We start from the raw sequence: 18,906 nt of genomic DNA on the forward strand, positions 1-18,906 counted from the left end.
ATTGCATGTTGCCAGAATCATTTCTGAGCAAATCCAATGAGGAGATTTTATAAATAAATTGCTTGTAGGGAGAGAGAAAATAGGATGTTTTATACATGGATTTTGCCGATCCTCCTTTCCTATTTGATCGGATCGATCAGTTTCAGTTATATCGTAGGTAAATTAACGAAGGGTATCGATATTCGTAACTATGGAAGTGGAAATGCAGGGGCAACCAATACGGTTCGTGTATTAGGAAAAGTACCTGGTCTCATTGTATTTATATTAGATGCTCTAAAAGGTATGGCAGCAGTCGGGATCGGTTACTTGATGGCCGATGGAAATGCAGCGGTATGGATGGTCTGCGGTATTGCTGCGATTGTTGGGCACAATTGGCCGATCTTCCTGAAATTTCGTGGTGGAAAAGGAATCGCCACAACCATCGGGGTAACAGCTGTATTGGTATTCTATGCAGCCCTGATTTCTGGATTGTTGGCGATTTTGTTTATTGTCTTTACTCGCTATGTATCGTTGGGATCGCTTATCTATACGGCGAGCTTGCCTATATTTATCATGTTGGTTGATCACGGTCCGAGTACTTATTTTTGGCTTAGTTTAATTATGATGGTAATGGCTATTATTCGCCATAAAGATAATATTAAGAATTTGTTAAAAGGAAAGGAACGTCGTATCTAAGATAGCAGACATTTCTTCAATCAGTGATCGGATCGACAGATACAGAAATATGGCTACAGAGGAAGGAGGAAAGCTGCTACTAGGGTTAAGTAAATGTGGATAGCGTAGTAAAGGATTTTTAGGAAGGATCTTGATCCGGATCATTTACTGGAATGGGTACCGATCTATGTTTCTAGTAGCAGACAAAAGATGAATAAAGAGATCGCAGTACTTGGCGCTGGCAGTTGGGGAACAGCTTTGTCGATGGTTTTGGTTGAAAACGGTCATCAGGTCATTATATGGGGACGTCGTGAAGATCTGGTACAGGAGATCAATGAGCAACATACGAACCAAAGATATTTGCCAAACGTTCGTTTACCTGAACAGTTGAAGGCAACTTCATCACTCTCCGAAGCAGTTGCCGGAAAAGATGTGGTTGTATTTGTTGTACCATCGCATTCGATGAGAACCATTGCCAAGCAAGTGAAAAAGTGGATTGGTGATCATGCCTTGGTGGTACATGCTACAAAGGGTTTTGAAGTGGGAACGGGCATGCGGATGTCTCAGGTATTAAAAGAAGAGCTTTCTGAGCCGTTTGAAACAAGAATCGCAGCCCTTTCGGGGCCAAGCCATGCCGAAGAAGTGGCTCAAAAGTGTCCAACAACGGTGGTGGTTGCCTCCAGTCACTCAGAAGTGGCAGAAGAGGTACAGGGAATTTTTATGAATCATTATTTTCGGGTGTATACCAACTCTGATTTGATTGGAGTCGAAGTAGGCGGTTCGCTGAAAAATATCATTGCACTGGCTGCGGGTTTGGGTGATGGCTTAGGGATTGGAGATAATGCCAAAGCAGCTTTAATGACACGTGGATTGGCGGAGATTGCCCGTTTGGGAACAGCGATGGGAGCGAAGCCGCTGACTTTTGTAGGATTGGCTGGAGTAGGAGATTTGGTGGTAACCTGTACCAGTCAGCATAGCCGGAACTGGCGGGCTGGATATATGATCAGTCAGGGGAAAAAACTGGATCAGGTCTTGCATGAGATGGGAATGGTTGTTGAAGGAGTGCAAACAACTCGCACAGCCTATTCACTGGCAATGCGTCACCATGTGGAGATGCCGATTACCGAGCAATTGTATGCGGTGCTGTTTGAGAACAAAGACCCTGAACAGGCAGTAGAGGATCTCATGCGTCGAGGACGTACAAGCGAATGGGAAGAAATTATTCGTTCTTGGTAGCCAATTGGGCTTATTTCCTGTTGCGTGGATTCCATGCTTGACATACTCTGTATTAGTTTTTACCATTATCCATAAACTTGAGCACTTAAATCTTGGGCCAGGGACTCAGTTTGCTCATGATAAGTTGCTCAGAGGATAATGGAACAAAAGACGAGGGTAATGCTGTTTCGCATTACCCTCGTTTTCTTCTTTTTGAAGAGGTATTGGCTTTTGGTTGTTGGAAGATGCTGCTTATAATTTTTTGTATCGGTGGCGATTGCAAGATGGAGAATAATTGTTGGAAATCAAGATGTTCAAAGAGTGAGAATAAAGGAGGAGTTTTTACTTGGGACGGATTGTTGGGCAAATTGAAGGTCGGTGTGTTATCATGTTGAGGTGTGTTATCATGTTGAGGTGTGTTATCATGTTGAGCGGTAGTTTTTTGTGGAAGCAGTGGAAAAAGTGATCCTCGAAAACCGGGCTTTCGTATGGAGAGCATGCGCTGGGCCAAATCAAACATCTGATACGTGGATTTAAGTAATGATTCAAGCTTGGCGAGCGACTGACTGAGGGTTTGGATTGTCGAGTGGAAAGTCGTAAACCCGTTTAAAATTTTGGCTATATTTTGTGAAGAAAGATGAAGAACTTCGGGTTCATAGGACGGAACCACAGATCGCGCCGGAGGGCGGATCGGCTTTTTTTTGCCTTTATTTCGTCGACGAACGTTTTTCATTTTTTCTTCCTCCAATCAGGCTGATGTCTAATTATCTTATGCAGGAAAAGAGTGACAGAATAGAGACAGATGTCCAAATGATTGGTAGGCTCTTGCGGATTTGCTATACTGTATAGAGGAATTGGAGAAGGACGGTGTCAAAAAGTGGGTAATTGGATGGTTGTCATTGTTTTATTGATCATCATTAATTTATTGGTTACTTGGGCCCGGCTACAGAAACGGAAATGGCTTCGCTATCTATTGATCACCATTGCGGTTATTCTCGTTTTTCCTGCTTTGATTATGGGCCTTAAGGTTATTTCGTGAGAAAGGAGATCCGCTTGCATGAAACGATGGTTTATCGGACTCATTTTTGTCATTTGTACGACCATCTTATCCGGTTGCCTCTATCCCCAGGAAAAGCGGCAACAACTTGATCAGCTACCAACGCATATTGCCCAAGTACAGTCAGCAGTCGATGAGTATAAAAAACGAAACCATATGGTTCCCTACCGTTATAAAGAAGATGAAATCATGTTAACAACCAAATACCTGGTTGATTTTGAAGCGTTAAAAGGTTATGGTACAGGCATTCCCCCAACCGCTTTTGAAAAGGGAGGGAACTATCTGTACCTTTATACAGATGTAGAGAAAAAGCCAACGGTGCGCGTCATGGACTTGCGGATTCATGAACAGATTCGAATAGTGCAACCTTTGGTCCAGGAATATTTAAAGGAAAAGAAGCAGCTCCCTGTTAAAGAGAAAGTGGATGTCCAATATGCTACCATTGATTTTAACAAATTGCGAATCAATCCTGTGACGATTCCAAGCCCTTATCATGCCCAAACTTCACTAGAACTTTTGGTGGATCAGAAAGGAAGAGTATTTGTGGATTATCGGCCAGAAGTAATGCAGATGATCCAAGAGGCCAAAAACAAACCCAGTGAGAATCAGGATTTACGAACATGGGTTTCTCTGCAGTCCTTTTTTGTTCCTGCGTATTCACCGCCCATGAAATATAAAAATAATGAACCTGTTCTCGAAGTAGTTGCACCATAAAAAAAGAGACTCCTCGCAAAAAGAGGAGTCATTTTTATTTATGTCCCCAGCGATCGGACAATTAGAAGAGAGGAGTCATGTGCTTTCGTGGATAGCGGGAGGCAAGTACAAAGGGTTTTGCAGCGTGAAGACTGGTTCGCCTGTCTTCAATTCTCATCATAGATGATAATTTTTAACGAATTGTAATCCTTTCATTTTGTTTTTATTAGTTTCTTTTTAAATCGGTGAGGGACCTCTCTCCCGCGCTTCGGGATGGGTTACTTCCTCCGTGAAGACTTCTGTACCATCACAGTCACTCCGAAAGGAACCTACCTTTCCGCTTTATAGAAAATCAAACCTCTGATAGTGTTGCTCGGCAACATGAGGGTCTGGTTGACAAACCGGCATTTAACGAATACTTCGTCAACAAGCTGAACATGTCTGTAATTATTCTTATTTTCCAAACATACAATAAATGAACAGATCGGGTGAAAGGATGAACAGCATGAGCAGTCTTATATTTCATCTTGTTGTTATTCCGGGCATTTTTCTTTTGGGAAGATTGTCGGGTTCTGTGAAAATTGCCGGATTTCGTGCCAAGCCTGTCAAGCCAAGACATTTCCCTCGAACCGATTAGAAATTTGCCAGTCATCACACTGTTTTTTCTTTAATAGGAATCATATTAAGTATGTGGGCTCATATATTAGTAGTGTCCTGAGAAAGGAAACCGGAGGGAGGAGATAGCCTTCGCACCGGCGACACAAGCAAGTGGAAAGAGATTAAAGGAGGGTAAATTGTGGAAAAAGTAGATATCTTGAAAGATATTGCAGAACGAACAGGGGGAGACATCTACCTGGGTGTGGTCGGTGCGGTGCGCACCGGAAAGTCAACATTTATCAAGCGCTTTATGGAGCAAGTAGTGATTCCAAACATCAGTGACGAATCCGAACGGATCCGGGCGACCGATGAACTGCCACACAGTGGTGCAGGAAAAACGATTACGACGATTGAGCCGAAATTTGTTCCAAACCAGGCGGTAAACATTCATGTCGATGAAGGATTGAGTGTCAATATTCGGTTAGTTGACTGTGTCGGTTATGCTATTGAAGGTGCCAAAGGCTATGAGGATGAAGCAGGACCACGAATGATCAATACACCTTGGTTTGACGAACCCATACCGTTCCAGGAGGCAGCAGAGGTAGGAACGCGGAAGGTGATTCAGGATCATTCAACGATCGGAATTGTTGTGACAACAGATGGATCGATTACGGATATTCCACGCACATCCTATGAGGAAATAGAAGAACGGGTCATCAATGAGTTAAAGGAACTTGGAAAGCCATTTATTTTGCTATTGAATACGACAAACCCATATAGTGAACAAGCCCAAAATTTACGAGCAGAACTGGCAGAAAAGTATGATATCCCAGTCATTGCCATGAGCGTGGCATCAATGGGAGAACAGGATATCCTGGGAGTCATGAGAGAAGCCCTCTTTGAATTTCCTGTGAATGAAGTCAATGTCAATTTACCAAGTTGGGTAATGGTTCTAAGCGAGGATCATTGGCTTCGCCGGGATTTTGAACATGCAGTACGGGAAACAGTCAAAGATATTAAACGGCTTCGAGATGTGGATCGTGTTGTGGGGCAATTCCACGAATTCGATTTTATCGAAAAAGCGGCGTTATCAGGCATGGATATGGGGCAAGGAGTGGCAGAAATTGATTTGTATGCGCCTGATGAACTGTATGATCAAGTGCTCACTGAAATCGTTGGCGTTGAGATTAAAGGCAAAGATCACTTGCTGGAGCTCATGCAAGAGTTCACTGTAGCCAAACGAGAATACGATAAGGTAGCTGATGCGCTAAAAATGGTTCGTACGACCGGTTATGGTGTGGCTGCACCGTCCATTGAGGAGATGACATTGGATGAACCGGAACTGATCAAGCAAGGTCCTCGTTTTGGGGTTCGTCTGAAGGCTACCGCTCCATCCATTCATATGATCCGTGTCAATGTGCAATCCGAATTTGCCCCGATCATTGGTTCGGAAAGGCAAAGTGAGGAATTGGTCAATTATCTCATGAAGGACTTCGAAAGTGATCCACTGCGTATTTGGGAATCTGACATTTTTGGCCGATCTTTAAACTCCATTGTTCGTGAAGGAATTCAGGCAAAGCTGTCCATGATGCCAGAAAATGCCCGTTATAAATTACAGGAAACACTTGAGCGAATTATTAATGAAGGTTCAGGTGGACTTATTGCCATCATCTTATAATTGTTTGATACCCCAGTTAACGAAAGTGACTGGGGTATTATTTTTTTGCAAGCGGACCATTATGGATGTATGGTTCTGAAAAATGGTTAAAACTGACTCTTCGAACTCCCCTTTTTTGCGATTTTTTTATCTAAACTCAAGAATTCTCTTGAACTCTTATCACGTCTGTATTACTATATCTTTGTTCCCACGCAAATCTCGATGTTATCGTTTGGGACAGGCATTGTCAGACGAAACTGGTTAGAATACGCGTGGATTTGTACAGGAGGTGCCTTTATGAATAAAACCGATCTGATCAATAAAGTAGCAGAAGCTACGGGGAAATCCAAGAAAGATGCAACATTGGCAGTAGAAGCTGTACTCAATGCCATTACCGAAGCATTACGTGCAGGAGATAAAGTACAGTTGATCGGTTTTGGTAACTTTGAAGTTCGTGAGCGTGCTGAACGCCAAGGTCGTAATCCACAGACCGGAGAACCTATTACCATTCCGGCAATGAAAGTACCTGCTTTCAAACCAGGCAAACAGCTGAAAGAAGAAGTGAATCAAAAGCAGGTCCAAGTTACTGAATAAGCAGGATCATACATACCCCTGCGATGGCCCTTCGGGGCCTTTTATTTTTTTGGTTTGATTGGATTGAATGGAAATGTGTTATAATCAACGATAAGAATCTTTTCTTTTCATAAATGATTGTAGGAATGGATGGAGGAATCATTCATGCAAGTCGACCATCAAAAAATTGAGCAAGCGGTGCGCATGATCTTGGAAGCAATCGGTGAGGATCCAAACCGTGAAGGTTTAATAGATACTCCGAAACGTGTAGCCAGAATGTATGAAGAAATTTTTGCAGGGCTAAAGCAAAATCCGGAGGATTATTTTTCGGTCATTTTCAGTGAAGATCATGAAGAATTGGTACTTGTCAAAGATATTCCGTTTTTCTCTACATGTGAACATCATTTGGTTCCGTTCTTTGGCAAGGCCCATGTTGGATACATACCACGTGGCGGAAGAGTAGTAGGATTATCCAAACTGGCACGTGCGGTTGAGGCAGTAGCCAGACGTCCACAGCTGCAAGAGCGGATCACAGCAACTGTTGCCGATGCCATTATGACAAAACTGGATCCACATGGTGTCATTGTAGTTGTAGAAGCCGAACATATGTGTATGACCATGCGAGGTGTGAAAAAACCTGGCTCCAAAACGATTACTTCTGCGGTTCGAGGGGTTTTTGCCGAAGATCCGGCATCGCGTGCTGAAGCATTAAGCTTGATGGGACTCAAATAAATTTTTTAAAAAGCCTCTTGACACTCTACATAGCCTGTTATATATTTATTTACGTAATCTCTCCATCGAGATTTCTCCATATTTAGAGTAACGGGCTATGGCGCAGCTTGGTTAGCGCGCTTGCATGGGGCGCAAGAGGTCGTCAGTTCAAATCTGGCTAGCCCGACCAAAGACTCTTCCGTGAAAGGAAGAGTCTTTTATTTTTGTTTACATGATGGAAGGATTTCGTGGTAAACTGAAAGTTATGGAGTAATGGGAATTTATCGATTGGAGGGAGAAGAATGTCCAGAGAAAACGGTGACTTTATTGTGATTAAAGCAAAAGAAAATGGTGTCAATGTCATTGGCCTGACGAGAGGAAAAGACACCCGTTTCCATCATTCGGAAAAGCTGGATCAGGGAGAAGTGATGATCGCCCAGTTTACCGAACATACTTCTGCGATCAAAGTGCGTGGCAAGGCAACGATTCTGACTCCTTATGGCCGAATTGATTCCGATGAGTAATGTCGCTTTGCTCCTTCATTTCTGTCATCTTTTCTGTCTGGATAAATAAAATGATGACAGAAAGAAAAGGAGGGCTCCGATGAAGGCATTGGCTCAACGTTTATTGGCAACAGTGGTTTTGTCCATTTTGATTGCTGCTTTGCTTTCCTTCATCCCGATCTTGCAACAAAGGAATGAAGCAAAAAGTGAAGTAGCCGTTTTTCAGTCATCTATCCATTCGAAACTGACAGAGAAAAATTTGGTAGATTACATGCTATCTCTTGCATTAAAGGTAGAGATGAAGAGGGTGGATTTGCAAGGAGATCAGTTAATTGTCGACTTGTCACAGCCCAAACATCTCCAGGATGCTATGCTGTATAAAGAGTGTTTTCTTTTATTGAAAAGTTCCTTCGTGGGTCTTTCCAATATTAAGCGTGTCGATTTGCTGATTTCGTTAGCCAATGGAAAACGTGTGAAGATTGAAGCAAATCAACAACATCTGGAGAAAGATCCGCAAATGGAAAAATTGGGAAAACGCTCTTATCAAGCTTATTTGCAAGAGATGTTTCATTGGATTTGGATCCCAGATAATTCCGAAGGAAGAAGCGGTGACGGGACTGACAATCTATCATAAAAGTATGGTATACTATTTAAGCAAACAGACTAGAGGGTCATATTTGGGGGGCGCTTGAATGACGTCCATACATACAGAAATTGATAAAAGTTTTCAGCGAATCAGAGAACTGGCTCATGAACCGTATTTGGAAAAAGTGATTGGTAAGCCAAAAATTCCTGTTTTTTTTGTGCAATTATTACATTTATTTATGGAATCCTATGGCGTGCCAAAAGAACGGGCTCATGTATATTGTGTAGCGACAACGCTGTTAAAAATGGGGCTGGACTTGCATGAAAAAGTTTCGCTTGATCACGAAGAAGATTTGCAGAAAACACGAGCGAGGCAATTATATGTATTAGCTGGTGATTATTTCAGTAGCCTTTATTATCATCTGTTATCCCGTTATCAGGAAATAGAAGGAATTAAGTGCCTGGCTCGTGCAACGAGCACGATAAATGAAGCCAAGATGGTCAGGTATCATACAGCTGATCACGAGGCCAAGTGGGAGAAAAGACAGGTGATTGAAAGCGGACTGTTGACGGCGTTAGCCGATTTTTTTCATGTTGTCGAAGATTTGCGCAATCTCTGGCATCGGCTGTTGTCATCGCTTACTGTCTTGCATCTGTTGGAAGAAGATCAGACAGATTGGAATGAGACTTTATTCCAAAAATGTCAATCTGCCTGGCATGAAGCAAAAAAAGCGGTTTCCCAGCTGCCAACTGGGGAAGTCAAAGGTATTTTAACGGAGAAACTGGATCATTGGTCTAAAAAACTGGGGAGCTTTTCTCTGGTTAAGGGGGGGTAGCCGGGAATGGAGAAACAGGAAAAAGCCCGATTTGTCCATCAGGTTTTTGAAAGCATTGCCAAAGACTATGATCGGATGAATACGCTCTTGAGTTTTCGACGTCACAAAGCCTGGCGTAAGTTTGCGATGAAGAAAATGGCCGTTAAGCCTGGGGATACAGCGATCGATGTTTGCTGTGGAACGTGTGACTGGGCTATTTCTTTGGCAGAAGCTTCACAAACAGGAAAAGTGGTTGGACTCGACTTTAGCGCCAATATGTTGGCTGTAGGTCGTGAAAAAATAAAAAAAATGGGACTTGATCCGCAAATCGAACTCGTTCAGGGAGATGCGATGCAACTGCCTTTTCCAGATAACACGTTTGATCATGCTACGATTGGATTTGCTCTACGAAATGTTCCGGATCTGGTTCAGGTATTGAAGGAAATGAAGCGGGTCGTGAAACCGGGTGGACAAGTTGTTTCTTTGGAACTGTCTAAGCCAACCTGGCCCGTGTTTAGGCAGTTATACTTTTTCTATTTTGAAAAATTGCTGCCATGGTTGGGGAAGCTGTTTGCGAATCGATACGAGCAGTATCGATGGCTCCCGGAGTCATTGGTGAAGTTTCCCGATTACAAAGAGCTGGCACGGATCATGAAAGAAGAAGTTGGCCTGGAAGAAGTCGAAGTATATCCGCTTACGGGAGGAATTACAGCTCTTCATATTGGACGAAAACCAATCGAGTGATGAAGGAAGATGATGTATGAGCTTTCTGAGAAGAATACAGATGGTTTTGGATATGATTAAATTTGAGCATACCATCTTCGCTCTTCCCTTTGCTTATTTGGGAGCAGTGCTTGGTAGCCTGGAAGTCAAAGGCCATCTGCCTACCTGGGCCCAGATTGGTTGGATTACCCTGGCGATGGTAGGAGCACGTAGTGCAGCAATGGCTTTAAACCGGATTATTGATCGCCAGATCGATGCCAAGAATCCGCGTACGGCGAACCGTCACATCCCAGCTGGTTTGATTTCGGTGACCTTTGCCTGGGGATTTGTTCTTATCTCTTTCATTGTTCTTTTCTATGCTGCAGCACAGCTGAATATGTTGGCGGTTCAGTTATTGCCGATTGCTGTCTTTTTCCTGGTTTTTTATTCTTATACCAAACGCTTTACCTGGACCTGCCATTTTGTGCTTGGTATTACCACGGCACTTGGGCCATTGGGTGGATGGGTGGCAACAACAGGACAGATTGATGGCATGGCACTCATTTTGTTTGCCACCGTTGCCTTATGGATTGGTGGGTTTGATGTCATTTATGCCTGTCAGGACGTAGAGTTTGACCGTAAAGAAGGTCTGTTTTCGATCCCGGCTCGTTTTGGGATAAAACGGGCACTGGCCATTTCTTCATGGATGCATGCAGGGACAGCAATAGGCCTGATTGCTTTGCTGTTTTTAACGAAGCTGCAGTTTTGGTATGGCATGGGTGTACTCATTGCTTTAGCGATTTTGGTTTATGAGCATATGATTGTTTCTGCTGATGATCTTTCTCGGCTGAATACGGCATTCTTTACGATGAATGGAATTTTAAGCGTGATTGTATTCGTATTTACGATGGTGGATGTGTTATTATGAGCCGGAAACGATTGGTTGTAGCAATGAGCGGTGCCAGTGGGGCACCGTATGCTTTATGTTTGTTGGAAGAGTTGCTCCGTCAAGGACATGAAGTGCATTTATTGGTGACAGAGGCAGGCTGGCGTGTATTGAAAGAGGAACATCAGTGGCCGATTCAGGAGCGAGAGCAGATTTTTTATCAGCGTTTTGGCCATTTACCTGGGACACTGATCTATCATCCGATCAAAGACATCGGAGCGTCGATTGCCTCAGGTTCATTTCGCATTGATGCCATGATTGTGATCCCATGCACAATGGGGACACTTGCCAAGATCGCACATGGTATTTCTTCCAATTTATTGGAACGAACAGCTGATGTCATGATCAAAGAGCGTCGACCTTTGATCCTGGTCCCGCGTGAAACGCCACTCAGCTCCATTCACTTGGAAAATATGCTGAAGCTTGCGCAGGCTGGTGTCTCAATTGTACCTGCGATGCCTGCGTTTTATATTTCGCCTACCCACATTGACGATATGGTTCGGTTTGTTGCTGGTAAAGTGTTGGATATACTGGGGATCGATCATCAGCTATATCAACCATGGGAGGGCAAAGCATGAGACCGGTCAGAATCAGTGAAATATCCTATACCAATGTGTGGCCTGTTTATTATTATTTTGAGACAGAAGGGCTGGAAGTGGAACTGATACCTCAAGTTCCCAGTCAATTGAATCGGGGAATGGCGCAAGGTGAAATTGATTTGGGTCCCATTTCTTCGTTTGCTTATGGTGAAGCGTATCCAAACTATGTAATCTTGCCAAATTTATCTGTGAGTGCAACGGGACCTGTCGGTTCGATTTTTCTTTTTACCAAAGGAAAAGATTTAAGTGAACTGGATGGTGCCCGGATAGCGCTAACAAATACATCGGCCACTTCAGTGAATTTGTTGCGGATTTTGTTGGAGCGTTTTGAACAAGTGAAACCAACATATTTGACAATGGCGCCCCATTTGGAAAAAATGATGGAACAGGCAGAGGCGGCATTACTGATCGGCGATGATGCGATTCGGGGTTCTTGGCATCATCATGGATATCGTATATTTGACTTGGGAGAAGAATGGCATAAGCGAACAGGGCTTTCGATGACTTTTGCAGTTTGGGCCGTGCGCAGAGAGATTGCTGAACAGCGTTTGCCTGAGCTGGAAAGGATTTATCAGCGATTTATCGAAGCCAAAGAAAAAGGAAAGAAAGACCTGGAACCGGTGGTCAACAAAGCCATCAGCCAGGTAGGAGGAACCAGGGAGTTCTGGGAGCATTACTTCAATGGTCTAAATCATGATTTGGGTAAAGATCAGATCAAAGGGTTAAAAACATATTATCAATATGCGACCGAATTAGGCTTGCTAAAACAGGAGATTGAAATTTGTACACTCGATTTACTGGCAAGTATCAGCACATCAGTTTAAGGTGAAGCATATGAATTTGCAGGAGATTTATAAGGGGTTACAAAACGACCTTCAACTTATTGAAGAAGAACTGGAACAAACGGTTGATTCGGAAGTGGATCAACTGCAAGCTTCTTCCCTTCATCTGCTAAAAGCAGGTGGAAAAAGAATCCGTCCGGTATTTGTTCTCTTATCTGGGCACTTTGGGAAGTATGATGTGGAGAAGTTGAGAAAAGTTGCCGTGGCTTTGGAACTGATCCATATGGCTACACTGGTTCATGATGATGTCATTGATAATGCGGATCTTCGACGTGGACGGCAAACTGTACGTGCGCAGTGGGATAATCGGGTAGCGATGTATACGGGCGATTATATTTTGGCCCAGGCCTTGCAAGTGATTACGCAACTGAAAGAGCCGATGGTGCATCAAATTTTGGCCAAAGCCATGAAGGAAATGTGTATCGGCGAAATTGAGCAGATTCGTGATCTGTACAATCAAAACCAGTCTTTAAAACGCTATTTGCAGCGTATTAAAAGAAAAACGGCCTTTTTAATTGCGATCAGCTGTCAACTGGGAGCATTGGTAAGTGGAGCCAGCCTGGATATCGTGCAAAAATGTTATCTGTACGGTTATTATGTGGGGATGGCCTTTCAGATGACAGATGATGTGCTGGATTTGGTTGGTGAGGAAAAATCGTTGGGAAAACCTGCAGGCAGTGACTTGCGCCAGGGGAATGTCACGTTGCCAGTCATTTATGCATTATGTCATGAAGAGCCAGCCAACAGGAAAGTGATTGAATGTTACCTGCAAAGCAAAGGGGAAAGCAACAATTTTGAAGAAGTACTTGAACTGATCCGGAAATCAGGCGGGATTGATTTTACGATCGGATTGTCTCAACGCTATCTGAAAAAAGCGTTACAAGTGTTGGAGAAACTTCCTGCATCCCATGCAAGCCAATCTCTCCAATTTATCACCGAATTTATCGTTCGACGTTCTTATTAACGATGAAATAAGTTGCTTTCCTTGTAACTTCTTGTTAAAATTTTGGATGGTTTCATGTACATATGATCTGAAGTTTGGAGGAAGCACGCTATGGAAAAAACATTTATCATGGTAAAACCCGATGGTGTACAACGTGGCTTAATTGGTGAAATTGTTTCCCGTTTTGAGAAAAAAGGATATCAGCTGGTTGCAGCAAAATTGATGACCGTCTCCAAAGAATTGGCTGAAAAACACTATGCTGAACACAAAGATAAACCTTTCTTTGGTGAGTTGGTTGATTTTATTACTTCAGGTCCTGTATTTGCCATGGTATGGGCTGGTAACAATGTCATCGCTACCGCTCGTCAGATGATGGGTAAAACCAACCCGGCAGATGCATTACCAGGTACGATTCGTGGTGACTATGGGATTAGTGTAGGTATGAATATTATTCATGGTTCCGATTCGCCTGAAAGTGCAGAACGGGAAATCGCGCTTTGGTTTAATGAGGAAGACCTGAATAACTATGAAAAAACAATCAATCGATGGATTTAATTTAAAAATGGATGTTGCTTGACGATTAAGAAGATGTCTATTATAATTAATATTGATGTAGTGAACGGTTAGACAATTGAATAGGTTATGGATGTTCTCTTATCCAGAGTGGCGGAGGGACTGGCCCTATGAAGCCCGGCAACCTCGATGTCTTCGGACATTGGATGGTGCTAATTCCAGCAGGAATGCTTGTCACATTCCTGAAAGATAAGAGAAGAAGATGACAGCGAAAGCCGCCTCTTCTCTTATCAAGAGAAGAGGTTTTTTATATGTGTGCGGAACTAACGAGAGGAGGCCCCAGCCATGCGAATGGAAACAAAACTGGCACAGATCGGAACCAAAAAAGAAAGAAAAACGGGAGCAATCAATTTTCCTGTATATTTTGCTACTGCCTATGAACATGTTGGGGGAGTAAGTACAGGCTTTGATTATACACGGACAGCGAATCCTACTCGTCAGGTTTTGGAAGAAAGCATCGCTCGCCTGGAAGGTGGAGATGCCGGATTTGCCTGCAGTTCAGGAATGGCAGCAATCCAGACGGTGATGGGTTTGTTTTCACAGGGCGATCATCTCATTGTTTCACTGGATTTGTACGGGGGTACATATCGTTTATTTGAACAACTTTTGACACGTTATGGACTGCAGTTTTCTTATGTCGACCTTCGTGATCTAGAAGCAGTGGAACAGGCAATCCGCCCCAATACAAAAGCGCTTTTCATCGAAACACCAACCAACCCTTTAATGCATGTGGTTGATCTGGTTCAGGTGTGTCAAATCGCGAAACAATACCAGCTTTTATCCATTGTGGATAATACTTTCATGACGCCATATTTGCAACAGCCTTTAAAACTCGGTGCCGATATCGTGATCCATAGTGCAACCAAGTATCTTGGCGGGCATAACGATGTGTTGGCAGGCCTGATTGTAACAAAAGGGAACGAATTATCTGAGCGTTTGCTATTCCTCCACAATTCTATCGGCTCCACACTTTCTCCTATGGACTCGTGGTTGTTGATGCGCGGAATGAAGACACTTGCGTTACGGATGGAAAAACATCAGGAAAACGCACGATGTTTGGCTGAATATCTAAGTCAGCATCCATTGGTCGATGAGGTGTTTTATCCGGCATTGGACTCGAGAGGAATAGCCATTCTAAGTGAACAGGCCAATGGATTTGGAGGCATGTTATCCTTCCGAGTCAAAGATAAACGGTATATTCAGTCCCTTCTGCAAAATTTGAAGATTATTACTTTTGCGGAAAGTTTAGGAGGCGTGGAAAGCTTGATTACGTATCCAGCAACGCAGACCCACGCCGATGTACCTGAAGAAATTCGCCTAAAGGTGGGAGTATGTGATCGATTGTTACGTGTGTCGGTCGGAATCGAGCATGTGGAAGATTTGAAGCAAGACATAGAAAATGCTTTTCGAAGCGTAGAAAAATAGGAACTGGAGGTTGATCAGCGTGAAATTTGAAACCATCACTTTGCACAATGGCAATGAAATCGATCCTTACACAGGTGCGGCGAGTATCCCGATATACCAAGCATCGACTTATCACCAGTTTTCCATTGATCACCCGGGAGTTTTTGATTATGCACGCTCCGGAAATCCAACACGTCAAGCACTCGAAAATGCGATTGCCAAACTGGAAGGAGGCTGTCGTGGCTTTGCCTTTGCTTCAGGGATGGCGGCGATTTCAACGGTATTTCTGCTCTTTTCTCGTGGTGATCATCTGATCGTTTCCCAAGATGTATATGGTGGAACCTATCGTTTGCTTACCCAAGTGCTGTCACGTTTGGGAATCGAAGCCACTTTTGTGGATACAACCGATTTGAAAGCCGTACAGGAAGCGATTCGTCCGCACACGAAAGGAATTTACGTGGAAACTCCATCCAATCCATTGTTAAAGGTGAGTGATTTAAGAGGGATCGTGAAAATTGCCCGTTCTCATCAGCTTCTGACAATTGTGGATAACACATTTCTTACGCCTTATTACCAGCAGCCACTCGCTTTGGGAGTCGATATCGTGGTACATAGTGCGACCAAGTTTATTGGCGGCCATAGTGATGTAGTGGCTGGTTTGGTTGTGGCCAGGGATGAAGAGATTGCGGAGAAACTTGCTTTTTTGCAAAACTCTTTTGGTGCCATTTTGGGCGTACAGGATGCCTGGTTGGTTCTCAGAGGTTTAAAAACATTGCCGGTTCGCATGGAGACAGCGACCAAAAACGCTGAAATTTTGGCCTGTTGGCTGGTACAACATCCAGCTGTTCGTCAGGTGTACTATACAGGTTTGCCATCGCACGAGGGACATGCCATCCAAGAGAAACAAGCCAAAGGTCATGGAGCGGTTCTGTCTTTTGATGTAGGCAGTGAAGAGAAAGCCAAACGGATTTTAAACAAAGTGCGTTTACCGATTGTGGCAGTGAGCTTGGGAGCGGTTGAGAGCATTTTATCTTATCCAGCCAGAATGTCCCATGCGTCGATGCCACGAGAAGTACGTTTGAAATATGGAATTACGGATGGTTTACTCCGTTTGTCGGTCGGTCTGGAAAATGTGGACGATTTGATTGAGGATTTGGCGCAAGCGATGGAGGAGAAAGTATCTGTACTCATTTCTGGCAAATAATTGCCAATGATCATGTTTACATGAAGGATAGTTCCATTTGTGATTAATGGAAGATTCGATTTTGTCAGTTAGCCAACTCTTGTCAAGAGTAGGTGAGATGGATGTTGATCTGGAGAGGATGAGAGGGGCGATGGTATGTCTGTTTCAACAAAGAAAGAAGTCGTGCGCAAGTTTTATCAGCTTCCCCCGCTGGAGTTGCAAAGTGGCAAGGTATTGAATGAGGCCGTTCTCGCTTATGAAACTTTTGGAACTTTAAACCAGGCGAAAGACAATGCCATTTTAATTTGCCATGCTTTAACGGGTGATTCTCATGCCGGCAGCAGTGATGGAGTGCCTGGTTGGTGGGATGGGATCATTGGACCCGGTAAAGCATTGGATACAGAACATTATTTCATCATCTGTGCCAATGTCATTGGAGGATGTTACGGATCGACGGGACCTGCTTCCCGGCATCCAGAAGATGGGAAGCCATACGGATTGCGTTTCCCTGTGGTAACGATTCGGGATATGGTTCAAGCCCAATATCATTTGGTGAAAAGTTTGGGCATTGAGCGTTTACTTTCCGTGATCGGTGGCTCCATGGGCGGTATGCAAGTGTTTGAATGGGCCGTGATGTATCCGGAATTTGTCGAAACCTATATTCCTATAGCGACGAGTGCCAGATTTTCAGCCATGGGCATTGCCTGGAACAATATCATGCGGCAGGCGATCGTGAATGATCCGGATTGGTGTCAGGGCAACTATTATGGACGAACCTTTCCCAAAAAGGGGCTCAATCTGGCTCGGCGTTTGGGCATGATTACTTATCGCAGTTTTGATTTATACGAAGAGCGGTTTGGCCGAGAGATGAATCCACTTTGCAATCCTTTTTCAATGGAATCAGAATATGAAGTCGAACGGTATCTTTGCTATCAAGGAAACAAACTGGTTGAGCGATTTGATGCGAATTCGTATTTATATTTGCTAAAAGCGATGGATTTGCATGATATCTGCCGTGGACGTGGTGAGTATATCCATGTGCTGGAACAGATTTCGGCTCATGGACTCTTTATTGGCATTGATACCGATTTTCTGTTTCCAGCTCAAGAACTGAAACAGACAGCAGAGCAGCTAAAGTCGATTGGAAAGCCTGTTCAATATCGAGAAATGAAAAGCATTTATGGGCATGATGCGTTTTTAATTGAATGGGACATGATGAATGAATGGATTGGTCATTTTCTGTCGGAGCGGAGGGGAACTGTATGAGTAACGAAACAGCAGTCAAGGCGAACAAGACAGTCCGAGTCGGTTTACTGGGATTGGGAACCGTTGGTTCAGGAGTGATGAAAGTATTACTGCATCAGCAGGCATTGATTAAAGAGCGCACAGGGTATCGCATTGAAGTTCCACATATTCTGGTGCGTGATCCCAAAAAGAAGCGAAAAGTAAAGGTATTCCCTGAACAGCTGACCACTGATGCCGATCGGATTGTTGACGATCAGGATATATCCATTGTGATTGAAGTGATGGGAGGAGTGGAACCGGCTCGAACCATTCTCTTAAAGGCGCTTCGATCTGGAAAACATGTCATTACTGCCAATAAGGAATTGTTGGCCAAACATGGCTCTGAATTGATGAAGGCTGCTCAGGAATCAGGTGTACAGTTACTGTTTGAGGCAAGTGTGGCGGGTGGCATCCCGGTCATTCGTTTTTTACAGGGTTATTTAACTGCGAACCGTGTTTATGAGATATCAGGAATATTAAATGGAACGACCAATTACATCTTGACGAAGATGGAGCAAACGGGTCAAACATTTGCAGAGGCATTGGCAGAGGCCCAGGAATTGGGCTATGCAGAAGCAGATCCCACCGATGATGTAGAAGGATATGATGCTGCCTACAAGCTGGCGATTTTAACCAATTTGGCTTTTGATGTAGAAGTACCTGTAAGTGATATCTTTCGTGAAGGAATTAAAGAGATCCGGCCGATTGATTTGGGCTGGGCGAGAGAATTTGGTTATGTGATCAAGTTATTGGCTCGTTCCCGAAAGACGGAGCGAGGGATCGAATTGTCCGTTGGACCTTGTCTTTTACCGCTTTCCCATCCGCTTGCCCGCGTTCATGATGTGTTTAATGCTGTAACGGTCTATAGTGATGTGGTGGGAGACGTGACACTGGTAGGAAAAGGAGCTGGCGAATACCCAACGGCGAGTGCCGTGATTGAAGATTTAACGGCCTTGCTGAGACAATCAGGGCAGGTTCTCCGTACAACCTGTTGGCAAACATCTTCACATCGATGTTTGGAAACAGAAAGTTCCCGCTTTTTCATCCGGTTTACGAGTGCGGAGCAGGAATCGCAACAACTGGAGCAGCAACTGAAGAGAGTGATTGCGGAATGGGGAGGCCGTGTGATCCATCAAGTGAAGAAAGAAGCGCTAGGTAAAGAGAACTTTGGCTGGATTGTACAAAATCTGCCGCGGAAAAGGTTGATCGAGCTCCTGGATCAGGCATCTGCAAACGGTTTGCTGAGTCAACAGCCGTTGGTTTTACCCTGCTTGGATCAAGTTGCAACGCAATCAAGAAAACTCGCTTCGGCGATTTGATAGATAGAATCGGGTTCTTTCAGAAGTGTTTAACCCGATTTTGATCAATCA

Annotated in this window: 22 protein-coding genes, 1 tRNA gene and 1 riboswitch; of the genes, 22 read left to right on the forward strand and 1 reads right to left on the reverse strand. The window is 43.8% G+C overall.

Going from position 1 to position 18,906, the window contains the following annotated elements; translation table 11 throughout:
* The first annotated feature begins 84 nt into the window (after positions 1-84).
* Positions 85-675, forward strand: coding sequence for a glycerol-3-phosphate 1-O-acyltransferase PlsY (plsY, locus tag BMZ78_RS12620; protein ID WP_175482458.1), 591 nt, complete (start codon positions 85-87; stop codon positions 673-675).
* A 189-nt stretch (positions 676-864) separates the two neighbouring features.
* Positions 865-1,890 carry an NAD(P)H-dependent glycerol-3-phosphate dehydrogenase gene (locus tag BMZ78_RS12625; protein ID WP_093230780.1) on the forward strand — a complete coding sequence of 342 codons (1,026 nt, stop codon included), beginning with the start codon at positions 865-867 and terminating at the stop codon, positions 1,888-1,890.
* A 172-nt stretch (positions 1,891-2,062) separates the two neighbouring features.
* Here the strand turns inward: BMZ78_RS12625 and BMZ78_RS12630 are convergent, their stop codons facing one another.
* On the reverse strand, positions 2,063-2,602 hold the full coding sequence (locus BMZ78_RS12630; RefSeq protein ID WP_093230782.1) for a hypothetical protein: 540 nt from the start codon (positions 2,600-2,602) through the stop codon (positions 2,063-2,065).
* 144 nt (positions 2,603-2,746) lie between these two features.
* Between BMZ78_RS12630 and BMZ78_RS18855 the strand changes: the two genes are divergently transcribed.
* The 20 genes from BMZ78_RS18855 (at position 2,747) to BMZ78_RS12720 (ending at position 18,855) form a co-directional block, all read left to right on the forward strand.
* Positions 2,747-2,908, forward strand: a complete 162-nt coding sequence (locus BMZ78_RS18855; protein WP_175482459.1) for a hypothetical protein — start codon at positions 2,747-2,749, stop codon at positions 2,906-2,908.
* A gap of 18 nt (positions 2,909-2,926) precedes the next feature.
* A complete protein-coding gene (locus BMZ78_RS12635) occupies positions 2,927-3,640 on the forward strand; it encodes a hypothetical protein (RefSeq protein ID WP_093230783.1) in 714 nt (237 codons plus the stop codon).
* 484 nt (positions 3,641-4,124) lie between these two features.
* Positions 4,125-4,256, forward strand: a complete 132-nt coding sequence (locus BMZ78_RS19385; RefSeq protein WP_281244570.1) for a hypothetical protein — start codon at positions 4,125-4,127, stop codon at positions 4,254-4,256.
* A gap of 159 nt (positions 4,257-4,415) precedes the next feature.
* On the forward strand, positions 4,416-5,894 hold the full coding sequence (spoIVA, locus tag BMZ78_RS12640; RefSeq protein ID WP_093230785.1) for a stage IV sporulation protein A: 1,479 nt from the start codon (positions 4,416-4,418) through the stop codon (positions 5,892-5,894).
* Between the two features lie 276 nt (positions 5,895-6,170).
* Complete coding sequence (locus BMZ78_RS12645) at positions 6,171-6,467, forward strand: HU family DNA-binding protein (RefSeq protein ID WP_093230786.1); 297 nt, start codon at positions 6,171-6,173, stop codon at positions 6,465-6,467.
* 144 nt (positions 6,468-6,611) lie between these two features.
* A complete protein-coding gene (gene folE, locus BMZ78_RS12650) occupies positions 6,612-7,178 on the forward strand; it encodes a GTP cyclohydrolase I FolE (RefSeq protein WP_093230788.1) in 567 nt (188 codons plus the stop codon).
* A gap of 91 nt (positions 7,179-7,269) precedes the next feature.
* Positions 7,270-7,347, forward strand: a tRNA-Pro gene (locus tag BMZ78_RS12655).
* Between the two features lie 112 nt (positions 7,348-7,459).
* Positions 7,460-7,681 (forward strand): trp RNA-binding attenuation protein MtrB, encoded by a 222-nt coding sequence (gene mtrB, locus BMZ78_RS12660; RefSeq protein WP_093230790.1) that lies wholly within the window; start codon positions 7,460-7,462, stop codon positions 7,679-7,681.
* Positions 7,682-7,760: 79 nt separating this feature from the next.
* Positions 7,761-8,294: a hypothetical protein gene (locus BMZ78_RS12665; protein WP_093230791.1), complete on the forward strand. Its 534-nt coding sequence runs from the start codon at positions 7,761-7,763 to the stop codon at positions 8,292-8,294.
* Between the two features lie 58 nt (positions 8,295-8,352).
* A complete protein-coding gene (locus BMZ78_RS12670) occupies positions 8,353-9,081 on the forward strand; it encodes a heptaprenyl diphosphate synthase component 1 (RefSeq protein WP_093230793.1) in 729 nt (242 codons plus the stop codon).
* A gap of 6 nt (positions 9,082-9,087) precedes the next feature.
* Positions 9,088-9,804 carry a demethylmenaquinone methyltransferase gene (locus tag BMZ78_RS12675; RefSeq protein WP_093230794.1) on the forward strand — a complete coding sequence of 239 codons (717 nt, stop codon included), beginning with the start codon at positions 9,088-9,090 and terminating at the stop codon, positions 9,802-9,804.
* A 16-nt stretch (positions 9,805-9,820) separates the two neighbouring features.
* Positions 9,821-10,690 (forward strand): UbiA-like polyprenyltransferase, encoded by an 870-nt coding sequence (locus tag BMZ78_RS12680; RefSeq protein WP_093230796.1) that lies wholly within the window; start codon positions 9,821-9,823, stop codon positions 10,688-10,690.
* Positions 10,687-11,286 carry a UbiX family flavin prenyltransferase gene (locus BMZ78_RS12685; protein WP_093230797.1) on the forward strand — a complete coding sequence of 200 codons (600 nt, stop codon included), beginning with the start codon at positions 10,687-10,689 and terminating at the stop codon, positions 11,284-11,286. The genes BMZ78_RS12680 and BMZ78_RS12685 overlap by 4 nt, the downstream gene beginning before the upstream one ends.
* Positions 11,283-12,131 (forward strand): menaquinone biosynthetic enzyme MqnA/MqnD family protein, encoded by an 849-nt coding sequence (locus BMZ78_RS12690; RefSeq protein ID WP_245739853.1) that lies wholly within the window; start codon positions 11,283-11,285, stop codon positions 12,129-12,131. The genes BMZ78_RS12685 and BMZ78_RS12690 overlap by 4 nt, the downstream gene beginning before the upstream one ends.
* A gap of 10 nt (positions 12,132-12,141) precedes the next feature.
* The gene (hepT, locus tag BMZ78_RS12695) at positions 12,142-13,113 is read left to right on the forward strand and encodes a heptaprenyl diphosphate synthase component II (protein ID WP_093230800.1); all 972 of its coding nucleotides are present in this window, start codon (positions 12,142-12,144) and stop codon (positions 13,111-13,113) included.
* A gap of 90 nt (positions 13,114-13,203) precedes the next feature.
* Positions 13,204-13,647, forward strand: coding sequence for a nucleoside-diphosphate kinase (ndk, locus tag BMZ78_RS12700; RefSeq protein WP_093230802.1), 444 nt, complete (start codon positions 13,204-13,206; stop codon positions 13,645-13,647).
* Between the two features lie 96 nt (positions 13,648-13,743).
* Positions 13,744-13,861: riboswitch (SAM riboswitch) on the forward strand.
* An 89-nt stretch (positions 13,862-13,950) separates the two neighbouring features.
* Positions 13,951-15,090 carry an aminotransferase class I/II-fold pyridoxal phosphate-dependent enzyme gene (locus BMZ78_RS12705; protein ID WP_093230803.1) on the forward strand — a complete coding sequence of 380 codons (1,140 nt, stop codon included), beginning with the start codon at positions 13,951-13,953 and terminating at the stop codon, positions 15,088-15,090.
* Positions 15,091-15,109: 19 nt separating this feature from the next.
* Positions 15,110-16,273, forward strand: a complete 1,164-nt coding sequence (locus tag BMZ78_RS12710) for an aminotransferase class I/II-fold pyridoxal phosphate-dependent enzyme (RefSeq protein ID WP_093230805.1) — start codon at positions 15,110-15,112, stop codon at positions 16,271-16,273.
* A gap of 135 nt (positions 16,274-16,408) precedes the next feature.
* Positions 16,409-17,518, forward strand: coding sequence for a homoserine O-acetyltransferase MetX (gene metX, locus BMZ78_RS12715; RefSeq protein WP_093230806.1), 1,110 nt, complete (start codon positions 16,409-16,411; stop codon positions 17,516-17,518).
* A complete protein-coding gene (locus tag BMZ78_RS12720) occupies positions 17,515-18,855 on the forward strand; it encodes a homoserine dehydrogenase (protein ID WP_175482460.1) in 1,341 nt (446 codons plus the stop codon). Before metX ends, BMZ78_RS12720 begins: the two co-directional genes overlap by 4 nt.
* The last annotated feature ends 51 nt before the right edge of the window (positions 18,856-18,906 follow it).

It is taken from the genome of Thermoflavimicrobium dichotomicum, assembly GCF_900114055.1.
In the GTDB taxonomy this organism is placed as follows: Bacteria; Bacillota; Bacilli; order Thermoactinomycetales; family Thermoactinomycetaceae; genus Thermoflavimicrobium; species Thermoflavimicrobium dichotomicum.

Coding starts and splice junctions, on each gene's coding strand:
- folE (WP_093230788.1), top strand. CDS start 6,612: ATGCAAGTCGACCATCAAAAAATTGAGCAAGCGGTGCGCATGATCTTG.
- ndk (WP_093230802.1), top strand. CDS start 13,204: ATGGAAAAAACATTTATCATGGTAAAACCCGATGGTGTACAACGTGGC.
- hepT (WP_093230800.1), top strand. CDS start 12,142: ATGAATTTGCAGGAGATTTATAAGGGGTTACAAAACGACCTTCAACTT.
- BMZ78_RS19385 (WP_281244570.1), top strand. CDS start 4,125: ATGAGCAGTCTTATATTTCATCTTGTTGTTATTCCGGGCATTTTTCTT.
- BMZ78_RS12670 (WP_093230793.1), top strand. CDS start 8,353: ATGACGTCCATACATACAGAAATTGATAAAAGTTTTCAGCGAATCAGA.
- BMZ78_RS12625 (WP_093230780.1), top strand. CDS start 865: ATGAATAAAGAGATCGCAGTACTTGGCGCTGGCAGTTGGGGAACAGCT.
- BMZ78_RS12635 (WP_093230783.1), top strand. CDS start 2,927: ATGAAACGATGGTTTATCGGACTCATTTTTGTCATTTGTACGACCATC.
- BMZ78_RS12685 (WP_093230797.1), top strand. CDS start 10,687: ATGAGCCGGAAACGATTGGTTGTAGCAATGAGCGGTGCCAGTGGGGCA.
- BMZ78_RS12665 (WP_093230791.1), top strand. CDS start 7,761: ATGAAGGCATTGGCTCAACGTTTATTGGCAACAGTGGTTTTGTCCATT.
- plsY (WP_175482458.1), top strand. CDS start 85: ATGTTTTATACATGGATTTTGCCGATCCTCCTTTCCTATTTGATCGGA.
- BMZ78_RS12680 (WP_093230796.1), top strand. CDS start 9,821: ATGAGCTTTCTGAGAAGAATACAGATGGTTTTGGATATGATTAAATTT.
- BMZ78_RS12630 (WP_093230782.1), bottom strand. CDS start 2,602: ATGAAAAACGTTCGTCGACGAAATAAAGGCAAAAAAAAGCCGATCCGC.
- BMZ78_RS12690 (WP_245739853.1), top strand. CDS start 11,283: ATGAGACCGGTCAGAATCAGTGAAATATCCTATACCAATGTGTGGCCT.
- mtrB (WP_093230790.1), top strand. CDS start 7,460: ATGTCCAGAGAAAACGGTGACTTTATTGTGATTAAAGCAAAAGAAAAT.
- BMZ78_RS12705 (WP_093230803.1), top strand. CDS start 13,951: ATGCGAATGGAAACAAAACTGGCACAGATCGGAACCAAAAAAGAAAGA.
- BMZ78_RS12675 (WP_093230794.1), top strand. CDS start 9,088: ATGGAGAAACAGGAAAAAGCCCGATTTGTCCATCAGGTTTTTGAAAGC.
- BMZ78_RS12720 (WP_175482460.1), top strand. CDS start 17,515: ATGAGTAACGAAACAGCAGTCAAGGCGAACAAGACAGTCCGAGTCGGT.
- BMZ78_RS12645 (WP_093230786.1), top strand. CDS start 6,171: ATGAATAAAACCGATCTGATCAATAAAGTAGCAGAAGCTACGGGGAAA.
- metX (WP_093230806.1), top strand. CDS start 16,409: ATGTCTGTTTCAACAAAGAAAGAAGTCGTGCGCAAGTTTTATCAGCTT.